Source organism: Schaalia sp. Marseille-Q2122, assembly GCF_903645355.1.
In the GTDB taxonomy this organism is placed as follows: Bacteria; Actinomycetota; Actinomycetes; order Actinomycetales; family Actinomycetaceae; genus Pauljensenia.
In genome coordinates this window covers 17641-33749 of record NZ_CAHJXR010000009.1, presented here as the reverse complement: position 1 = coordinate 33749, position 16109 = coordinate 17641, and the positions used below count along the sequence as shown (strand labels likewise).

Sequence of the window (16109 nt, the reverse complement as noted above, 5' to 3'; positions counted from 1 at the left end):
CGCGGGACGTGGCCCGTGGCTGGGAGCTGCCTGAGGCTGTTGCCGCCTACGCCCGCCCCATGCCTCGTCCTCGCGGCCGAGAAGCGCTGGGTGCCCTGGGCGGAGGATGGCACGAGTGGCTGCGTTACATCCACGCCTGGGTGCAGTGGTGGTGGGCGCGTAGCCCAGCTGCTCAGCGCCAGCGTCGCGCCGTTGAATCCCTTGGCGTAGCCTGTGCCTTCAGCGGCGTGCTGGGGGCGCCACTGGCTGACATCCTCGCCAGAATTGGGCGCAGTATTGATAGCGATGAGGCTGATGAGGAGGCTCGTGATGTCGCTTCTGCCGGGCCAGCAGCGTCGGCTCATATCCTCAACGCCATGCCTCTGCTGGGGGTGGCGGCTGCTGGGATCTTAGGGGCCGAGCCTTTGGTCTTTTTCACCTCCGGGGTGCTGGGCGCCCTGGTGGGCGTGGTGGGTGTGGTGCTGATGCTTGCGGGGAATGTGGTGTCGGCCCGTATGGTGGCTCACGCGCGGGGCCGCCCACCTGAGGGGCTTGATCCGGCGCTGGCCTGCGATCTTGTGGCGGCGGGGTTGGAGGCGGGGGCAGCGATTCCGCGTGTTCTTCAGACCCTTGGCGAGGCCGGGGGTGTGGCGGAGTTTGATGGGGTGGCGCGTGCGTTGGTGCGGGGTGAGGCGTGGCATCGAGCCTGGCGGCAGGTGCCAGACGACTTTGCTCCCTTGGGTCAGGTGTTGCAGGCAGCCTGGGAGGATGGCGTCTCACCGGTGCCGGGCTGTGAGCGTGCTGCCCTGCGCCTGCGTCAGCGGCGAGCAACCCAGGCGCGCCGTCAGGCTGCGCGTCTGAATGTCCGCCTGGTTGTCCCCCTGGGGGTGTTCATGTTGCCGTCTTTTATTGCTCTGGGGGTGGTGCCACTGGTGGTGGCTCTGGTTCAGGGCTTTTCTTCCTGACCTGCTGTCATGCCCCAAGAGTGGGGAGAGCTGTGGATAGAGAACATGCGATCACGTCGCTTATCCACAGGTGCAGGGGCCGCAGGACGTTATCCACAGGCGCGTCTGTGTCCATTAGGGCAAGGCGGTGGCGTCGGCGAGGCTGGGGTGACAGCAAGATCTGCTGCGCCGCCGGATATAGCGTGTCGGCGGTCTCTATGTGAAGGAGAAAGCAATGAATGACCTCTACAGCACTGATGTCCTCTCGCCCGAGGAAGGCTCTACTACCGTTGAATACGCCATTGGCGCGGTCGCGGCGGCGGCTTTTGCTGGCCTACTTCTTGTCATCGTCCAATCGGATGCGGTGCGCGCTGCCCTGCAGGGAATCATCGAGCGGGCACTGTCGATTTAGCGCCCTGTCTTGACGGGCAGATAAGGGGAGTGCCATGGGAGTACAGCATCCAATGCGTGAGGCTGAGCGCGGTGTTGAGAGTGACTCTGGCTCTGTCAGCGTGGAGTTTGCGATGGGGCTGGTGGCTGTGATGAGCGTACTTGCCATGATTCTTGCGGGAATCGATGCAGGTCATGCGAAGGCGCAGGCATGCCAGCTGGCGAGGGAGGGCGCACGCCACGCCGCCCGCGAGGCTTCAGCGGGGGTGGACTCTCTCATGGCACTGCCTCTGCCTGCGGGATACGAGGCCGGGAGTGTAAGTATTTCTCAGGAGGGACGCTGGGTGAGGGTCAGGGCTCAGTGGCCACTGCGGACACCCGTTGCCTGGTTGGCTTCGCAGATGAGCTGCGAGGTGGTCACGCTTCGAGAGGAGGTGGGGCTGTGAGGGGGCACTCGTGTAACGAGGAGAATTCGGGTGATCCGTGGCGTCACTATCGGCGCTCCGAGGAGGGGTCCGGGACGATTGCCATCGTGGGCATTCTGGCGATACTTGTCATTATCGGGGGCGTGGTGGCTGCGGCGGGTATTGCCCACGCGAGCGCTGTGCGCGCGCAAGCCGTTGCTGACCTGGCCGCCCTTGCAGGGGCTGAGTGTCGGCAGAGTGGCCTTGTGTTCGCCGGGGCATCTGGTGATGGGTGCGACTGCGCGAGGCAGGTGGCGCAGGCTAATGAGGTGATTCTGGGAGCATGCTCCCAGGATGGTTTTGATGTGCGTGTCACCATTGACGCACCGTGGAGGTGGGGCGGTTGGGAGTTCACCGTCAGCGGTCGAGCACGGGCTGGACCAGCCTAAATACACAGGAAGTTCATGAGTTGCACTGAAGCTCTCATCAGGAAGAACAGCTAGTGTTCTTGATGAAGAACGACGCAAGGCCAAGGGGTCAGCCAAGTGACACCTTGACCGGAAGGGATAACATCGGGAGACCTCGCACTGTGTTGATGGGATGCGTTAATGGGCTGGCCACAAGGTCAGCCCATTAACGTGTGTGGCCGGTGGTGCGTGGTGCGCGTTCTTTCAATGCTGAGAGCCTTTAGTTGAGAAGGAAAAGGAAAGCTGGAAGTAGCCTGGGAAAAACTGACCGAAAAGCCGCTTTTTAGCCCTTCAAACCCGTAAATATACAGGCATTTTTCAGGCGCCGCTTAAGGTCCCATAAGGAAGAGCTTTTATTGTAGTTGGCAACAGACATGAGGTGACGGGTCAAACAGGAGACCCGTTATCGGAAAGGGACTGCATCGGGAAGAACTCGCACTGTGTTGATGGGATGCTTTGGGGGGCTGGCCAAGGGTCGGCCCCTTAAAGTTATTTACCGCCAGGTATCTCCGCCCCCATCCACATGGAAGCCACCCTCTTCCCTGACCTCCCCTGATGCTCCCGATGCTCCTACCGACCTCCGCCAAAACTGACAGACAGATAGATAGTCAGGCACTCAGCGCGGAGTTCGCTCCAGCAAATAGCGCAACACAGCGACGGCCCCCGCCTTCGACAAGGGCTCATTCCCATTGCCGCACTTCGGAGACTGCACGCAAGAGGGACACCCGTCCTCGCAGGGGCAGGACTCCACGGCCTCAAGCACCGCACCCACCCACTCACGCGCATGGTCGAAGCCATACTGGGAATGGCCAGCACCACCACGATAAGCGTCATGGACAAACACCGTCGGCAAGATCGTGTCCTCATGCTCAGCCGTCGACAAGCCACCTAAATCCCAGCGATCACAGGTGGCCAGCAAGGGCAGCAAAGCAATGGCCGCATGTTCAGCGGCATGCAAGGCCCCTGGCACATCAGCCTTCTTCACCCCAATTGCTCTGAGCGCAGTGGGCGTTATCGTGTACCACACGGATTTCGTCACCAGGGTGCGGGTCGGAAGGCTCAGTTCCTGATTCCGCAAAAACTCCAACCCCGGCAGGCGCAACAGGTCATAATCCGTCACGCGGCTCGCCACATCCACCGCGCCAAAATTCCACGTCACCGTATGATCTGGACTCGTCCAGCTCTCAAGAACCTCGCGGATCTGGACCGATACATGCTGCTTGGCGCGCGTCCGCAAACGGGTGGCAACCTCCTCAACCTCCGCCACACGCTGAGGCGAACCCGGCGCCACCGGCATCAACGACAGCACATGATAAGTCTTGCCCTGATGAACATAGATCGCATCAGGAAAAACCTGCGAATCCGCATCCCCATCAGGGACGCTACCAACAACCATGCCGGTGGCAGCCTCGACAATCTGCACATCCCCGCCGCCACCTCGTAAATCCGTCAAATCACAGGCACGCTCCGGACGGGTCACATCCCAACGCCACCCATCCCAGCGTTTCTTGAGATACCCCTGCGCCACCAAATCCCGCAAAAGTGCATCATCAGCCAAAGCAAAGCACTCAAAATCGCCCTCGTCGGCACTAAAAGGAAACTCGGCAGCCGCCGCACACACATGCGGAGCCAACACCCACGGATTCGACGGATCAATCACCGCCGCCTCCACCGGGGCGAGCACCTGCTCCGGATGATGCACCAAATAGGTATCTAAAGGATTATCAGAAGCCACCAGCACCGACACGCCCTCGGCACCCGCCCGGCCCGCGCGACCCACCTGCTGCCACAAGGAAGCGCGCGTCCCCGGCCAGCCCGCCGTCACCGTCGCATCTAAACCCGACACATCCAAGCCCAGTTCCAAAGCCGACGTCGTCGCCAACGCGCGCACCGCGCCCGAACGCAGAGCCGCCTCCAAGGCGCGCCGCTCCTCCGGAAGATAACCACCCCGATAAGCCCCCACACGAGCCGACAAATCACCACCCACCGTGGCATCCAAACGCTCACGCGCCTGCGCGGCCACAGCCTCGGCCCCCGCCCGCGAACGCACAAAGGTCAACACCCTACCCCCAGCAGCTACCAAATCGGCCGTGAGCAAGGCAGCCTCAGTAGCCGCACTCACACGCCGCGTGGGCGCCTCCAACACCGGAATCTCCCCGGCAAGTGCCGCAAGAAAAGAATCCATCGGAATAGCCGTCTCATCAACGACCTCACGCGCCTGCCACAGCGCCAAATGACGCACCCCCGCAGGAGAGGTATCCTCCATGACAGCGCGCACCCCGGCACGGCCAATCATCGCCTCACCCACACGCTCGGGATCACGCACCGTCGCCGAAAGCATAATGACTTGAGGGTCGGCACCCAGACGGCGAGCAGCCCGCAGCAAACGCCGCATCACCAGGGCAATATGCGAACCCGTCACGCCCCGCCAATGATGCAACTCGTCAATAATGACGTAGCGCAAGGACGACAAAAACCTCGTCCAACGCTGGTGACCCGGCAGCAGCACAAAATGCACAAAATCCGGATTCGTCAAGACAATATCGGCATTCGCCCGCGCCCACTCCTTCGCCTCACGCGGCGTATCCCCATCGGCGCAGGTCGCCCGGACCTCCAACTCACTCTCAGCCAATAGGCGATGCACAGCCGCCAACTGGTCAGCCGCCAAAGCCTTCGTCGGAGACAGATAGAGGCAGGTCGGACGGCGGTGAACCTGCGAAATGCGCGTCGTAAACGCGCTCTCGGCCAAATCCGACAGAATCGGCGTCCACGCCGCCAAAGACTTGCCCGACCCGGTCCCGGTCGCCAACACAACGTCGGCGCCCTCGCCAATCGCATCAAGAGTGAGCGCCTGATGCGCCCACGGCGCCTCCACACCGCGCCTCGCCCACGCGGCAACAACCCGCTCATCCACCCACTGCGGCCAGGGCACCACCACGCCCTCGCGTGAGGGAATCACATGAGTGTGGACATGCTGCCCATGCTGGCGGCCAATCCGCTCAACCAGGGCCAGCAGCGAAGCCGAATGAGACGAACTCATTCGGCAGAGGAATCCTCGTCCTCATCGCACACGCCCAAGCACTGCTCCACAGCCTCGCGAGCGTACTCAATGGCATTAATGCCCGTGGAAATACCCGCACCAAGATTGTCACGCAACTGGAGCACCGACAGGCCAGCGCGCGTATCGACGACGAAGTCCGCACACACCTGGACAGTGCCCGACTCGGTGGGCATCCAATAGACCGTCGGGAAATACTTCTCACGATTCCACCCATCCAGGATGGCGAACATGTGCGCGCTATACGACTCGGCGCACAGCGTCGTCTCCCACATGGAACGGATCGACAAGAAACGGCCCGAAGAATCAAAAGAAAAAAGCATCGGAACCTTGTCAAAGACGGCACCGGCAGCACGACCCTCGACAATAATGTCCACCTGATATCCCATATCCTGCAAGGTTGCGCACAGGCGCTCAAAATCCACAGGATAGGGCGTCACATCATCGTTGGGAACAGCGTAGAGGCTCATGCGTGGGCTCCCTCTCCATTATCTGACCAGGTCACCATCTCCGGATGAGCGGCCTCAAGATCATGGAAGAACGACAAGATCATCTCCATGGAGGTCTCGCAGAAAGCATCAAGTTGCGCTTCAGTCAGGCCACTGGTGGCCACCACATTGCACTCCGCAATCAACCCATAGCGCGTGCCATCCTCAAAAGGAGCAAGGTAAGCCTTCGGACCAGTGCGGGTCGTATTGCACTGAGCGACTTCCTCAGTGAGGGCGACAAACTGCGCGTCATCCTCGGCTAAGCCCCGCCAATGCGCACGCAGCTGAAGGATCTGCGGGTTGGAGGTATTCCACAAGAAGATGGCGTTCGATGTGGGAACCACCAACTCTGAATCGGCGTAGTCGCCGTAGTTCAGATCGCGGCCAGCGAGCATACTGCGGATCCGCTCCAAAGAGACGGTAGATGGAGAAGACACGGCAGACTCCTGGGGTCACTGGCGGGAATGAGGGGCAATGGGACCACTGTAATAGACGCGAAACATTCATGCGCGCCTACGCCCCCACATGTGATCTCACGCAATCTTTTCTTTCTTTTCCCCCGTCAACGGCCTGAGCGCACAGCTGGGAGCATCTCGCATCGCACCAATAGCCGGTAGGAAACCCCCAAGGGCGCTAGTGTGAAGATTCACGCGTGATTCAGGGCCCTGAAAGTGCCCCACCGCGCCAACGCCACTACGGTGGGAGGACACGGCGCTACGGTGGGAGGACACAGCGCTGCCCTCGGTGACAGGCCAGCGCGCCATGCGCGCACAGTGTCCCATCGTCACGCGCTGAGGTCGCATCCGCATCATGCGGCACCCGCACCAGGACAAACCAGGGAAGGAGGAAGAAATGCCCAGCAAAAAGAGCGCACCCAGCCCACCCCATCGCCCTCGCGCATCAAGCCCCCGCGCGATGTCTACCGCTGGCCCCGCATCCTCCACCTACCGCGCGCGCCTCAACCGCCGCCTCTACGGAGCCTTCGCAGCAGTGTTAGCCGCCGTCCTCCTGACCATCTTCTCCCTCTACAGCGAGATCGGCCAAGGCCTCGACACCCTCATGATGGAAAGCGTCATGGCGCGCGCCTCCGTTGTCGACCGCGTCGAGAAGATCGTCACCGGCGTTGTCTCACCAGCGGCGATGGTCCTCGTCAGCGTCGCGGTCACCCTCGTCGCCCTCGCCCGCCGCCGCCCCACCCTGGCAGGACGCGCGGTGGCCGTCGTCGTCATCGCTAACCTCCTCACCCAGATCCTCAAGGCTCTCCTCCACCGCCCCGACCTGGGAGTCACCACCGGCCTGGCCAACTCCCTGCCCTCCGGACACGTCACTGTCGCAGCCTCAGTGTCCCTTGCCCTCATCATGGTTGCCCCCGTGTGGATGCGCGCCCCCGCAGCCTGGCTCGGCTGGATGTGGACCGCGCTCATGGGGGTGACGGTCGTCGCCCAAGCATGGCATCGCCCCGCCGACGTCCTCGTCGCGCTGCTCATCGCCGGCGCCTGCGCCCTGAGCCTGGCGCCCATCGAATCGCGGGAACGCCACGTCCCCAGCGTTCACCGCGCCATGGGGATCGCCGTGGCAATCGCCCTCGTCATCGCCCTCCTGCTCTCGGTCATCGCCCTATGGGGTATTGACGTGCGCGCCATCGCCTCCCCCGGTTCCGGCTTCGGTTTCTCCGACTACCTCCACAGTGCACCCACCCGCGAGCGCCTCTTCGCCGTCGCGGGCATTTCGTGGATTGTCGCCATCAGTGGCCTGGTCATGCACGAGGTTGACCACCTCAGTGGGCGGGTGAGCGACTAGCGTAGGGGGTATGGACCTCACTGCCTCCTCCTACTGCGCGCTGAGCGCCACCAGCATTGCCCAGGGTGTCCGCAGCGGCGCCTTCACTGCCCGGGCCGTCGTCGAAGCCGCCATCGCGCGGATTCGTCAGGTCAACGGCCCGCTCAACGCCTTCACCGTCATCCGCCACAATGAGGCACTGGGCGAGGCCTCCGCTCTCGACGCCGCCCTCGCCAGCGGGGACCCGACCCGTATCCGTACTTTCGGCGCCGACGGCCCGCTGGCCGGAGTGCCTGTGGCCGTTAAAGAGGAGTACGACGTCGCCGGCCTACCCACCACCCTGGGAGGCTACGGGAACTCCAGCCCCGCCCAACGCGACAGTGAGGCCATCCGCCGCCTGCGCGCCGCCGGGGCCATCATTATTGGCAAGACCACCATGCCTGAGTTTGGCCAAATCCCGCTGACCAACTCCGCACGCTATGGTCTGACTCTCAACCCCTGGGATGAGACGCGCTCGCCGGGTGGCTCCTCAGGCGGGTCGGCGGTCGCCGTCGCCGCAGGAATGGTCCCCATCGCCCTGGGCGCCGACGGAGGAGGCTCAATCCGCGTGCCCGCCGCGTGTTGCGGCCTCGTTGGCCTTAAGCCTGCGCGCGGCCGAATCTCGCCCGCACCCCTGAGTGAACACTGGCATGGCCTCGTCACCCTGGGGGCGATCACCCGCACGGTGGCTGACACGGCGCTGGTCAACGATGTGCTCGCCGGTTCGTTGCCGTCGGATAGTTTCGTTGCGCCCCCGCTGCCCATGCCGTATGTCGAGGCCGCCGCCGACACCTCCCGCCGCTTCACCGTCGCCTGGAGCGCCCGGCCCGCCACCCCCGGCGTAGCGATGGTGCCCGAGGTGGAGCGGGCCCTACGCGCAACCGTTGCCCTGCTCAGCGACCTGGGCCATGAGGTGAAGGAAACCCGCCGCGCCTGGCCGAGCGCCGCCGACGCCTTTCTCACCCAATTCGCCTCCGGCATGGCCATTGAGGCCGACTCCGTTGAGCACCCCGAGAGGCTGGAAGGCCGCACCCGCGCCACCGCCGACATCGGGCGAAAGATCCCCCGATTCGTCGTTGACCGGGCACTTCGCCGCAATGAGGCCATCGCGCGCACCATCGACGCGCGCTTCCTCACCCACGCGGACGTGCTCCTCGTGCCGACCCTACCGGTCATGGCCCCTGCCGCTGACGCCCTCAGTGAAGCGAACGCCCTCACCTCTGCTAGTGGCAGTACACCCTTCGTCGCCAATACCGCGATCTTCAATGTTTCAGGGCATCCGGCCCTGTCCCTGCCTGCGCCGGTCAGTGCCTCCAGCCTGCCCATTGGTATGCAATTCGTCGTCAAGCCCGGCAGGGAGGATGTGCTGATGGTGCTCGCGGCCCAGGTGGAGCAACGGGTTGGCGGGTGGCCAGCGCCGAAGCTTGGGGAGTGAGCACTTCCACCCGCACGGGTGGCGCAATTCCCGGTATCCTTAACCGCTGAGCCAAAATATGCGGAAAGGTTGGCACATCATGGCAGGTGGAAACGGCGGCGGACGCCGCGGCGCAGTGCGCAAGGCAGGATCGAAGAAGGGTGCGCAGGTCGGTACCGGCGGCCACTCTCGCCGTCGCCTCGAAGGGAAGGGCCCCACGCCCAAGGCCGAGGACCGCACCTACCACCCCGCCCACAAGCGTAAGGTCGCCCGCGAACGCCTCGAAGAAAAGAAGGCGCAGATCGCTAAGGCTCGCGCAAAGTCCTCCATCCGCGTCGCACCCGGCCATGAGTTGATCGCCGGGCGTAACCCGGTGGCCGAGGCCGTGCGCGCTGGCGTGCCCGTCACCCGCGTGTTTGTGCTTGGCAATGTGCGTGATGATCGCGTGGAAGAGGTGGTCCGCAACGCCTCTGCCATGGGCGCCCCCGTCTACGAGGTCACCAAGCGTGACCTTGATGTGGCTACCGAGGATGCCGTCCATCAGGGCGTGGCCATTGAGGTCGCCGAGTACGAGTACGCCCACGTTGATGACCTTATTACTGACTCCCTCCAGCAGTTGGGTGTGCCTCTGCTGGTGGCCCTCGATCAGGTGACAGACCCTCATAACCTGGGTGCTGTTCTGCGCTCCTCGGGTGCTTTTGGCGCTGATGGTGTGATCATTCCTGAGCGTCGCAGCGCCGGTGTGAACACCACCGCGTGGAAGGTGTCGGCCGGTGCGGCTGCCCGCGTGCCTGTGGCTCGCGCGACCAACCTCGTGCGCGCCCTGGAGGCCTGCAAGAAGGCGGGCTTCTTCGTGGTGGGTCTTGATGGTGGTGGCGACGTGTCGGTGCGCGACCTGTCCCTGGCGAAGGAACCCTTGGTGATTGTCACCGGCGCGGAGGGCGCTGGCCTGTCGCGTCTTGTGCGTGAAGCCTGCGACCAGGTGGTGTCGATCCCGATTTCTTCAGCGGTGGAGTCTTTGAACGCCGCTGTTGCTACGGGTATTGCCCTGTATGAGGTGGCGTCGCTGCGTCAGGCCTGAGTGTTGAGCTCGGGTGTTAGGCCCGGGTGTTAGGCCCGGGTGTCGGGCCCGGGTTGGGCCCGGGTGTCGGGCCCGCGTTAGAGATGTGACTGTGGGGGAGATCGCCGATCTCCCCCACAGGGCTATCCACGTGCTATCTACAGTGTTATCTACGTGCTATCTGACGCCTGGTGTCACAGCAGGCTTGTGAGCCGGGCGCCTGTCTTACTTGCATCCCTGCGCGTTGAGCCATGTGAGAGCCGCTTCGGGGGCCTCGTTGAGGGCTGTGGGCTGTTCGGCGGGGATTGGGACCTCACCGTAGGGAATGCCATTGCGGTCCAGGGTCGTGCCAATGGTCAGGGCCATAGAGATCTTGTCGTAGATGGGGATGACGGTGTTGACGGAGGCGTAGCCTGCTGTTTCCCCGCCAAAGGTTCGGACTCTTTCGATGCCTCGGAAAGCCAGCAGGGTTTGTTCGCCGGAGCTTGCGGTTGTTGGGCTTTGAAGGATCGCGACCGGGACATTGAGCTTTCCGATGTAGGAAGTCAAGCTCGTGGGGGTCCCACCGCCGTTGACGGAACCGCCATCAATGCGCACAGGGTGTTGAGAGGAGTCAATGACGAAAGACGTTGATGTGCCATCGGGGAGGAGAGGGGAAACAGCGGCAAGCATGGGGCCCATGTCCCCACCATTATTGGAGCGTAGATCCAGGATGACGCCGCAGACCCCAGCCTGATAGAGGCCCTGAGCAGCGGTATCGGCATACGCTTGACCCTGCTCGGTAGTACCCAAGAATCCGGGCAGGGTGATGGTCGCGATGCCGCCGTTGAGGGAAGTCGTGGGTGCTTCGTAGACGGATTGGGCGTCGTCCAATTCCTCCTCTGTGAGGATGAAAGAGTGCTTGCCGCCAGCGACTTTAATAGCATCGTCAAGGACGGGAACGAGCCCATCCCAGGTTTCCACGCTATTGAGAGCCTCGGTGGCCTCGGCTTTTTTATGGGCCCAGTCCGGCTTGTCGGCATAGATACCCTGTTCCATGATCTCCAGCGCGTTGAGACCGGCCTTGTGAGGGGTGGGTGGAATGAGGTAGATCCCGACGAGTGGTCCCCACATGAGGACAGCAGCCACGGCGAGCGCCATGAGGGTAACAATGCTGGCACCAATACCGAGCACAACCTTTTTCGTCGTCGTCATGGCAGCTTCCTTGTTGGTAAACGTGGTCGTTCTTTATCCAATCAGGTGGGGGACAGCCCTGAAACCCTGAGTGCCCCTGATTGTGCCCTGAGCTGCGTAACTGCAGCTGGGGGTTGACTGGGGGTGTGCTTGAGGGGGGTGTGCTGTCAGGCTTGTTCTTGCCTCATCGCAGTTGCGTGACACTTGTTGTCTTTTGTGACCGCTATAGCCGTCACGTAATGCAACAAGTGCAACGTAACTGGGCGGTGGGGATGCGGGGGCATATTGGGGGGCGATGAGCGTGTGCGGCGAGCCTTTGCGACCGGAAGAAAAATAGATATCATATTGATATCGCGCTGGGGTGAGCCTAGCGCCTGAACTGAAAGAATGAGCGGTGAGTGCAATGTCTGCCGAATCAAACTCTCACGCCATGCCCTCCGTTGAGGACGCTCAACCTGTTGGACATGAGGGGATCCGTATCGATATCTCCGAAAAGCCAGCGCTCTCAGGTGGAAGTCCTCTGGCGCTCTTTGTCCTCCTGGGCTTGCTTGCGATTCTCGGCGGCTCCATTGCACTGTTTATTGCTCAAGTCATCCTCTTGGAAGCAGATCCCAGTGCCTCCCCAGTGCTGATGATCCTGTCGATCATCGCCTTCGTGCTGTCGCTGATCCTCTTCTCCAGCATCACGATCGTCCAGCCTGGTCAAACATCGGTTCGCCAGTTCTTCGGAAGCTACATTGGGACCATTCGCCGCACCGGCTTAGTACTTGTGCCGCCCCTGACGGGTGGTACCAAGGTATCCGTCAAGGTCCACAACTTCGAGACCAACGAACTGAAGGTCAATGACCTGGACGGTAACCCCATCAATATCGCAGCGATTATTGTCTGGCAGGTTGCCGACACCGCCCGTGCTGTGTATGCCGTCGAAGAATACGAGCAATTTGTCAAGACCCAATCCGAAGCAGCTCTGCGTCACGTTGCCACAACCCACCCCTATGATGAACCCGGACCAGGTGAAACCTCTCTTCGCGGAGGTACCGACATTGTCTCGCGCGAACTTGCCCACGAGGTAGCCGAACGCGTCGCTATGGCGGGGGTTGAAATCGTTGAGGTGCGCATCTCATCCTTGGCCTATGCTCCAGAGATCGCTCAGGCGATGCTCCAGCGTCAGCAAGCAGGTGCCATTATCTCTGCCCGTGAGCAGATCGTTGAAGGTGCTGTCACCATGGTTGAGCAGGCTCTGACGCGTTTAGAAAATGAAGACATCGTGCTGCTTGATGAGGAACGAAAGGCGCAAATGGTCTCCAATCTGCTTGTGGTGCTCTGCTCTGAGCAGCGCACCACTCCGGTGATTAATGCGGGATCGCTTTACTCCTGAGGTTGTTCGTGACTGACAATGGAGGTCTGGAGGAGGCGCTGACGAAGGCTGCCCTGCCCCTCGGGGAACACCCGGAGGGGCAGGACCCCTTGGTGAGGGAAGAGAGGCATTCGCCTAAGGTCATGCGCAAGCAGATCCTTCTGCGTCTCGATCCGGCCGTGCATGCTGCCCTCGCCAAATGGGCCGCTGATGACCTACGTTCGGTGAATGCTCAAATAGAGGTCTTACTTCGCCGAGCTCTCGCGGATGCTGGTCGCGCTCCGGATGCTGCACCCATGCGAGGGCGTGGGCGGCCGCGTCAAGAGAAAGTCGGCTAAGCACCCCATCTATGGTAGGTGGTAGTGGGTGTCCCTATCGCCCTGTCCGCCAACCATGATGATTCGCCCTGCGTGAAGGGCTCGTGAGAGTGCATAGCGAAGTTGGCCTTTGTTCAAAGGAACTCGCTGCTGGAGTTCTGCGAAGGATATCCCGTCCGTTCCGGTGAGTGCCTCTACCACGAGATACTCATTCTTCGACGAAGGGGCGTCGCTGTGAAGGCCACGGCTTGCGTGAGTTCCCCGATCCTCGTTGCCTTTCGAGGAATGGGACGGGCGCCAAAGAAGAACGGTAAACTTCACGCCGGTGTCGATGAAATGTGGTCGCGGGAGGGATGCTTGCTCGCATGCTCGGATAACTTCTCGAATTCCTCCACCCTCTCCTTCGATAATGGCCGCACCGTCGCGGGTGCGAAGTTTTTGAGCAATGGAATACAGGTGGCGATTGACGGCGGCTTGGGAGTGAGTGACACTCTCCAGCTCTCCAAGAGAAATACCGCGCAGGCCCCCTGGACTTTGAACCATCAAGCGGTCTGGGGTCAAACGAATTTGAATGCTCTTACCTGTATCGAGCGTGTTGGAACTCAGATCGCGGTGGACAAGTGCGTTGGCGACTATCTCGCGGACGGCTTGGAGAGGGATCTCCGGTACCTCCTGCATGTGCCCATCTGGTCTATAGCGACGGATAGAAGGAATATTGGTGGCACACCAATCCATGATGTGCTCAAGAAGGAATGGTAGTGGCCCAGTGAAGGTCTCAAGAGCGTGGGTTCGGCGTTCGCCCGTGTCGGTGGGGAGTTGAACAGCAGCCGTCACGTAAAGGCTTTGGAAAGCCTCTTGGGGGTAGTCGCCAAGGGCGTAGAGACCGGCAAGTGTGGGATGCTCCTGGGCAATAATGTGGGTGCGCGTGAGGATCTCTGTGGATGAGCGGTCGCTCAAACGTCTATCTCTTCGTCGGACGCCCTCGACATATTGCTCGACGAGTTCTGGGACCAGTTCCTGTGTGTCGACAGATCTGACGATGCGCAGGTCATGTTGTTGGGGATCATCAAGTGAACGTTTTGACGCTTCGATCATGCGAAGTTCATGTTCGTGGAGGATGTAGTCGCCATCGGCTTGTCGAAGATATGCGCGGCCCTGGTAGCGTGCGGGCCTATCGGTGGTGTCCAAGCCGATGATGTCAGCGATGACGATGTCCTTGTCGTCAATGCTGAGAAGGTGAGTGCGGATATGTGGGGCAGGTGAAATGGCATTTCGGGCGACGGAGACAAGTCCACCCGCTAATTCCGCTGGGTTGGAGACCCCGGTGACGGAAAAGTTCGTCCCTTCGTCAATGCCAAGAATGATCGTTCCGCCGTCAGGCATATTCGCGAAGGCACAAATGGTGGCACCAATGCTCTTGGGTAGGGCATCGCGGGAGCGCTTCACTTCCACCGTGGTGGAATCTCCACCATGCCTACGGAGCTCGGCGAGCAGGGCATTAATGGCGTTGATATCCCAATTCATACTATGAAAGTACAACTCATACTACGAAAGTGCAACTCACACTTTGAGTATTGGTCTGAGTGGCCATTAGGTGGGATGCAGCGGGAGGTATTCCCTATTTTCTGCTGAAATTGAGCCCGTCGAGGCGCTGTCTTGTGTGGCCAAAGTGCAACTCATACTGTGAAAGTGCGACTCATACTTTCACAAGAGATGTGGAGTTTGCTGAGGCGACTCGCATGACAGTAGAAGGTGCATGAAGCAACTTTGGCTCTGTGGGTGAGTTTCACGGACTTTCCGGCTAAACTCTTGTCGGTAGAACCACCGTTCTGCCCGCGATGAGCTGCGGCACGTGGCTCGCGTGGAAAATCCACTTGAGGAGAAAACATGCCAGCCGTGATCGTGCTCGGAACCCAGTGGGGCGACGAGGGCAAAGGCAAGGCCACTGACCAGCTCGGTCAGAACACCGACGTCGTCGTCAAGTTCAACGGCGGCAACAATGCTGGCCACACCGTCGTGGTCAATGGAGAAAAGTACGCACTCCACCTTCTTCCCGCAGGCATCCTGTCTGAAGGCGTCACCCCCGTCATCGGTAACGGTGTTGTCGTTGACTTGGAAGTCCTCTTCCAAGAACTCGAAGAGATGACCGCACGCGGCATTGACTGCTCGAAGCTGAAGATCTCCTCTAACGCCCACATTATTCCCAGCTATAACCGCGTCATGGACCGTTCGACGGAAAAGTCGCTGGGTGCCCGCCAGATCGGCACCACCGGCCGAGGGATCGGCCCCACCTACGCCGACAAGATGAACCGCATCGGCCTGCGCATCCAAGACCTCTTCGACCCTTCCATCCTCTCCCAGAAGGTCCACTCCGCCCTCGTCACGAAGAACCAGCTCCTGGAAGCTATGGGGGTCGACCCCATCGACCCCCAAGCTATCGTTGATGAGCTCCTCGCCTACGCTGACCGCGTCCGCCCCATGGTTGTCGACGCCTCCCTCGTTGTTAACGAGGCCCTGGACCGCGGCGAAACCGTTCTCTTTGAAGGCGGTCAGGCCACCATGCTTGACATCGACCACGGCACCTACCCCTTCGTCACCTCCTCCAACCCCACCGCCGGTGGCGCCCTGACGGGCACCGGCGTTGGCCCCACCCGCATTGACTCAGTGGTGGGCGTCGCCAAGGCGTACACCACGCGCGTGGGTGAAGGCCCCTTCCCCACGGAGCTTGATGACGAGGTCGGCGAGGCCTTGCGTCACAAGGGCGGTGAGTTCGGTGTGACCACTGGCCGCCCTCGTCGTACCGGCTGGTTTGACTCGGTGGTGGTACGCTACTCGACCCGCATTAATGGCCTGACCGACATCTGCCTGACCAAGCTTGACGTCCTCACCGGATACGAGACGATCCCGGTGTGTGTGGCCTATGAGGTTGACGGCGTGCGCATGGATGAGATGCCCATGGACCAGACGGGCTTCCACCACGCGAAGCCGATCTACGAGGAACTGCCCGGCTGGACTGAAGACATCACCAAGGCTCGCTGTTTCGAGGACCTTCCGGAACACGCTCAGGCCTACATCCTGCGCTTGGAGGAACTGTCCAAGTGTCGTATCTCCATCATTGGTGTGGGCCCGGGCCGTGAAGAAACGATTAATCGCTATTCGCTTCTCTGAAGTCTTCTTCTTGCATGTCGCTTGTCGGCAGGATGTAATGAGAGACACGAAACAGTTTGGCGAAACCTTAGT

At 61.3% G+C, this 16109-nt stretch carries 15 protein-coding genes; 10 read left to right on the top strand and 5 right to left on the bottom strand.

Annotation, left to right across the window (positions count from 1 at the left end; all coding sequences use genetic code 11):
- Window positions 1–8 precede the first annotated feature (8 nt).
- The 4 genes from HWX48_RS10470 (at window position 9) to HWX48_RS10455 (ending at window position 2166) form a co-directional block, all read left to right on the top strand.
- Window positions 9–944 carry a type II secretion system F family protein gene (locus tag HWX48_RS10470; protein ID WP_175957320.1) on the top strand — a complete coding sequence of 312 codons (936 nt, stop codon included), beginning with the start codon at window positions 9–11 and terminating at the stop codon, window positions 942–944.
- A gap of 214 nt (window positions 945–1158) precedes the next feature.
- Window positions 1159–1335, top strand: coding sequence for a DUF4244 domain-containing protein (locus HWX48_RS10465; protein WP_175957311.1), 177 nt, complete (start codon window positions 1159–1161; stop codon window positions 1333–1335).
- A 34-nt stretch (window positions 1336–1369) separates the two neighbouring features.
- Window positions 1370–1759, top strand: coding sequence for a TadE/TadG family type IV pilus assembly protein (locus tag HWX48_RS10460; protein WP_175957309.1), 390 nt, complete (start codon window positions 1370–1372; stop codon window positions 1757–1759).
- A complete protein-coding gene (locus tag HWX48_RS10455; protein WP_175957307.1) occupies window positions 1756–2166 on the top strand; it encodes an Rv3654c family TadE-like protein in 411 nt (136 codons plus the stop codon). The genes HWX48_RS10460 and HWX48_RS10455 overlap by 4 nt, the downstream gene beginning before the upstream one ends.
- Before the next feature lie 634 nt (window positions 2167–2800).
- On the opposite strand, the gene HWX48_RS10450 is transcribed toward HWX48_RS10455, so the two are convergent.
- From HWX48_RS10450 to HWX48_RS10440, 3 genes are read right to left on the bottom strand one after another with little or no spacing between them, the layout of a single operon-like run.
- Window positions 2801–5224 (bottom strand): DEAD/DEAH box helicase, encoded by a 2424-nt coding sequence (locus HWX48_RS10450; protein ID WP_175957305.1) that lies wholly within the window; start codon window positions 5222–5224, stop codon window positions 2801–2803.
- On the bottom strand, window positions 5221–5712 hold the full coding sequence (locus HWX48_RS10445) for a YbjN domain-containing protein (RefSeq protein ID WP_175957303.1): 492 nt from the start codon (window positions 5710–5712) through the stop codon (window positions 5221–5223). The genes HWX48_RS10450 and HWX48_RS10445 overlap by 4 nt, the downstream gene beginning before the upstream one ends.
- Window positions 5709–6167 carry a YbjN domain-containing protein gene (locus tag HWX48_RS10440; protein ID WP_175957302.1) on the bottom strand — a complete coding sequence of 153 codons (459 nt, stop codon included), beginning with the start codon at window positions 6165–6167 and terminating at the stop codon, window positions 5709–5711. Before HWX48_RS10440 ends, HWX48_RS10445 begins: the two co-directional genes overlap by 4 nt.
- Window positions 6168–6582: 415 nt before the next feature.
- On the opposite strand from HWX48_RS10440, the gene HWX48_RS10435 reads away from it, so the two are divergent.
- The 3 genes from HWX48_RS10435 to rlmB all read left to right on the top strand — a co-directional run bounded on the left by HWX48_RS10435 (window position 6583) and on the right by rlmB (window position 10043).
- Complete coding sequence (locus HWX48_RS10435; protein ID WP_175957301.1) at window positions 6583–7530, top strand: phosphatase PAP2 family protein; 948 nt, start codon at window positions 6583–6585, stop codon at window positions 7528–7530.
- Window positions 7531–7540: 10 nt separating this feature from the next.
- Entirely contained in the window at window positions 7541–8983 is a 1443-nt protein-coding gene (locus HWX48_RS10430; RefSeq protein ID WP_175957300.1) for an amidase, read from the top strand.
- 79 nt (window positions 8984–9062) lie between these two features.
- Window positions 9063–10043, top strand: coding sequence for a 23S rRNA (guanosine(2251)-2'-O)-methyltransferase RlmB (gene rlmB / locus HWX48_RS10425; protein WP_175957299.1), 981 nt, complete (start codon window positions 9063–9065; stop codon window positions 10041–10043).
- A gap of 204 nt (window positions 10044–10247) precedes the next feature.
- Here rlmB and HWX48_RS10420 read toward each other — a convergent pair whose 3' ends face one another.
- Window positions 10248–11216 carry a S41 family peptidase gene (locus HWX48_RS10420; RefSeq protein ID WP_175957298.1) on the bottom strand — a complete coding sequence of 323 codons (969 nt, stop codon included), beginning with the start codon at window positions 11214–11216 and terminating at the stop codon, window positions 10248–10250.
- 409 nt (window positions 11217–11625) lie between these two features.
- Here HWX48_RS10420 and HWX48_RS10415 point away from each other — a divergent pair, with 409 nt between their 5' ends.
- Entirely contained in the window at window positions 11626–12573 is a 948-nt protein-coding gene (locus HWX48_RS10415; RefSeq protein ID WP_254873082.1) for an SPFH domain-containing protein, read from the top strand.
- Between the two features lie 122 nt (window positions 12574–12695).
- The gene (locus HWX48_RS10410) at window positions 12696–12890 is read left to right on the top strand and encodes a hypothetical protein (RefSeq protein WP_175957412.1); all 195 of its coding nucleotides are present in this window, start codon (window positions 12696–12698) and stop codon (window positions 12888–12890) included.
- Window positions 12891–12899: 9 nt separating this feature from the next.
- Here the strand turns inward: HWX48_RS10410 and HWX48_RS10405 are convergent, their stop codons facing one another.
- A complete protein-coding gene (locus HWX48_RS10405; protein WP_175957296.1) occupies window positions 12900–14393 on the bottom strand; it encodes an ATP-binding protein in 1494 nt (497 codons plus the stop codon).
- A gap of 363 nt (window positions 14394–14756) precedes the next feature.
- Here HWX48_RS10405 and HWX48_RS10400 point away from each other — a divergent pair, with 363 nt between their 5' ends.
- Entirely contained in the window at window positions 14757–16037 is a 1281-nt protein-coding gene (locus HWX48_RS10400) for an adenylosuccinate synthase (protein WP_175957294.1), read from the top strand.
- Window positions 16038–16109 lie beyond the last annotated feature (72 nt).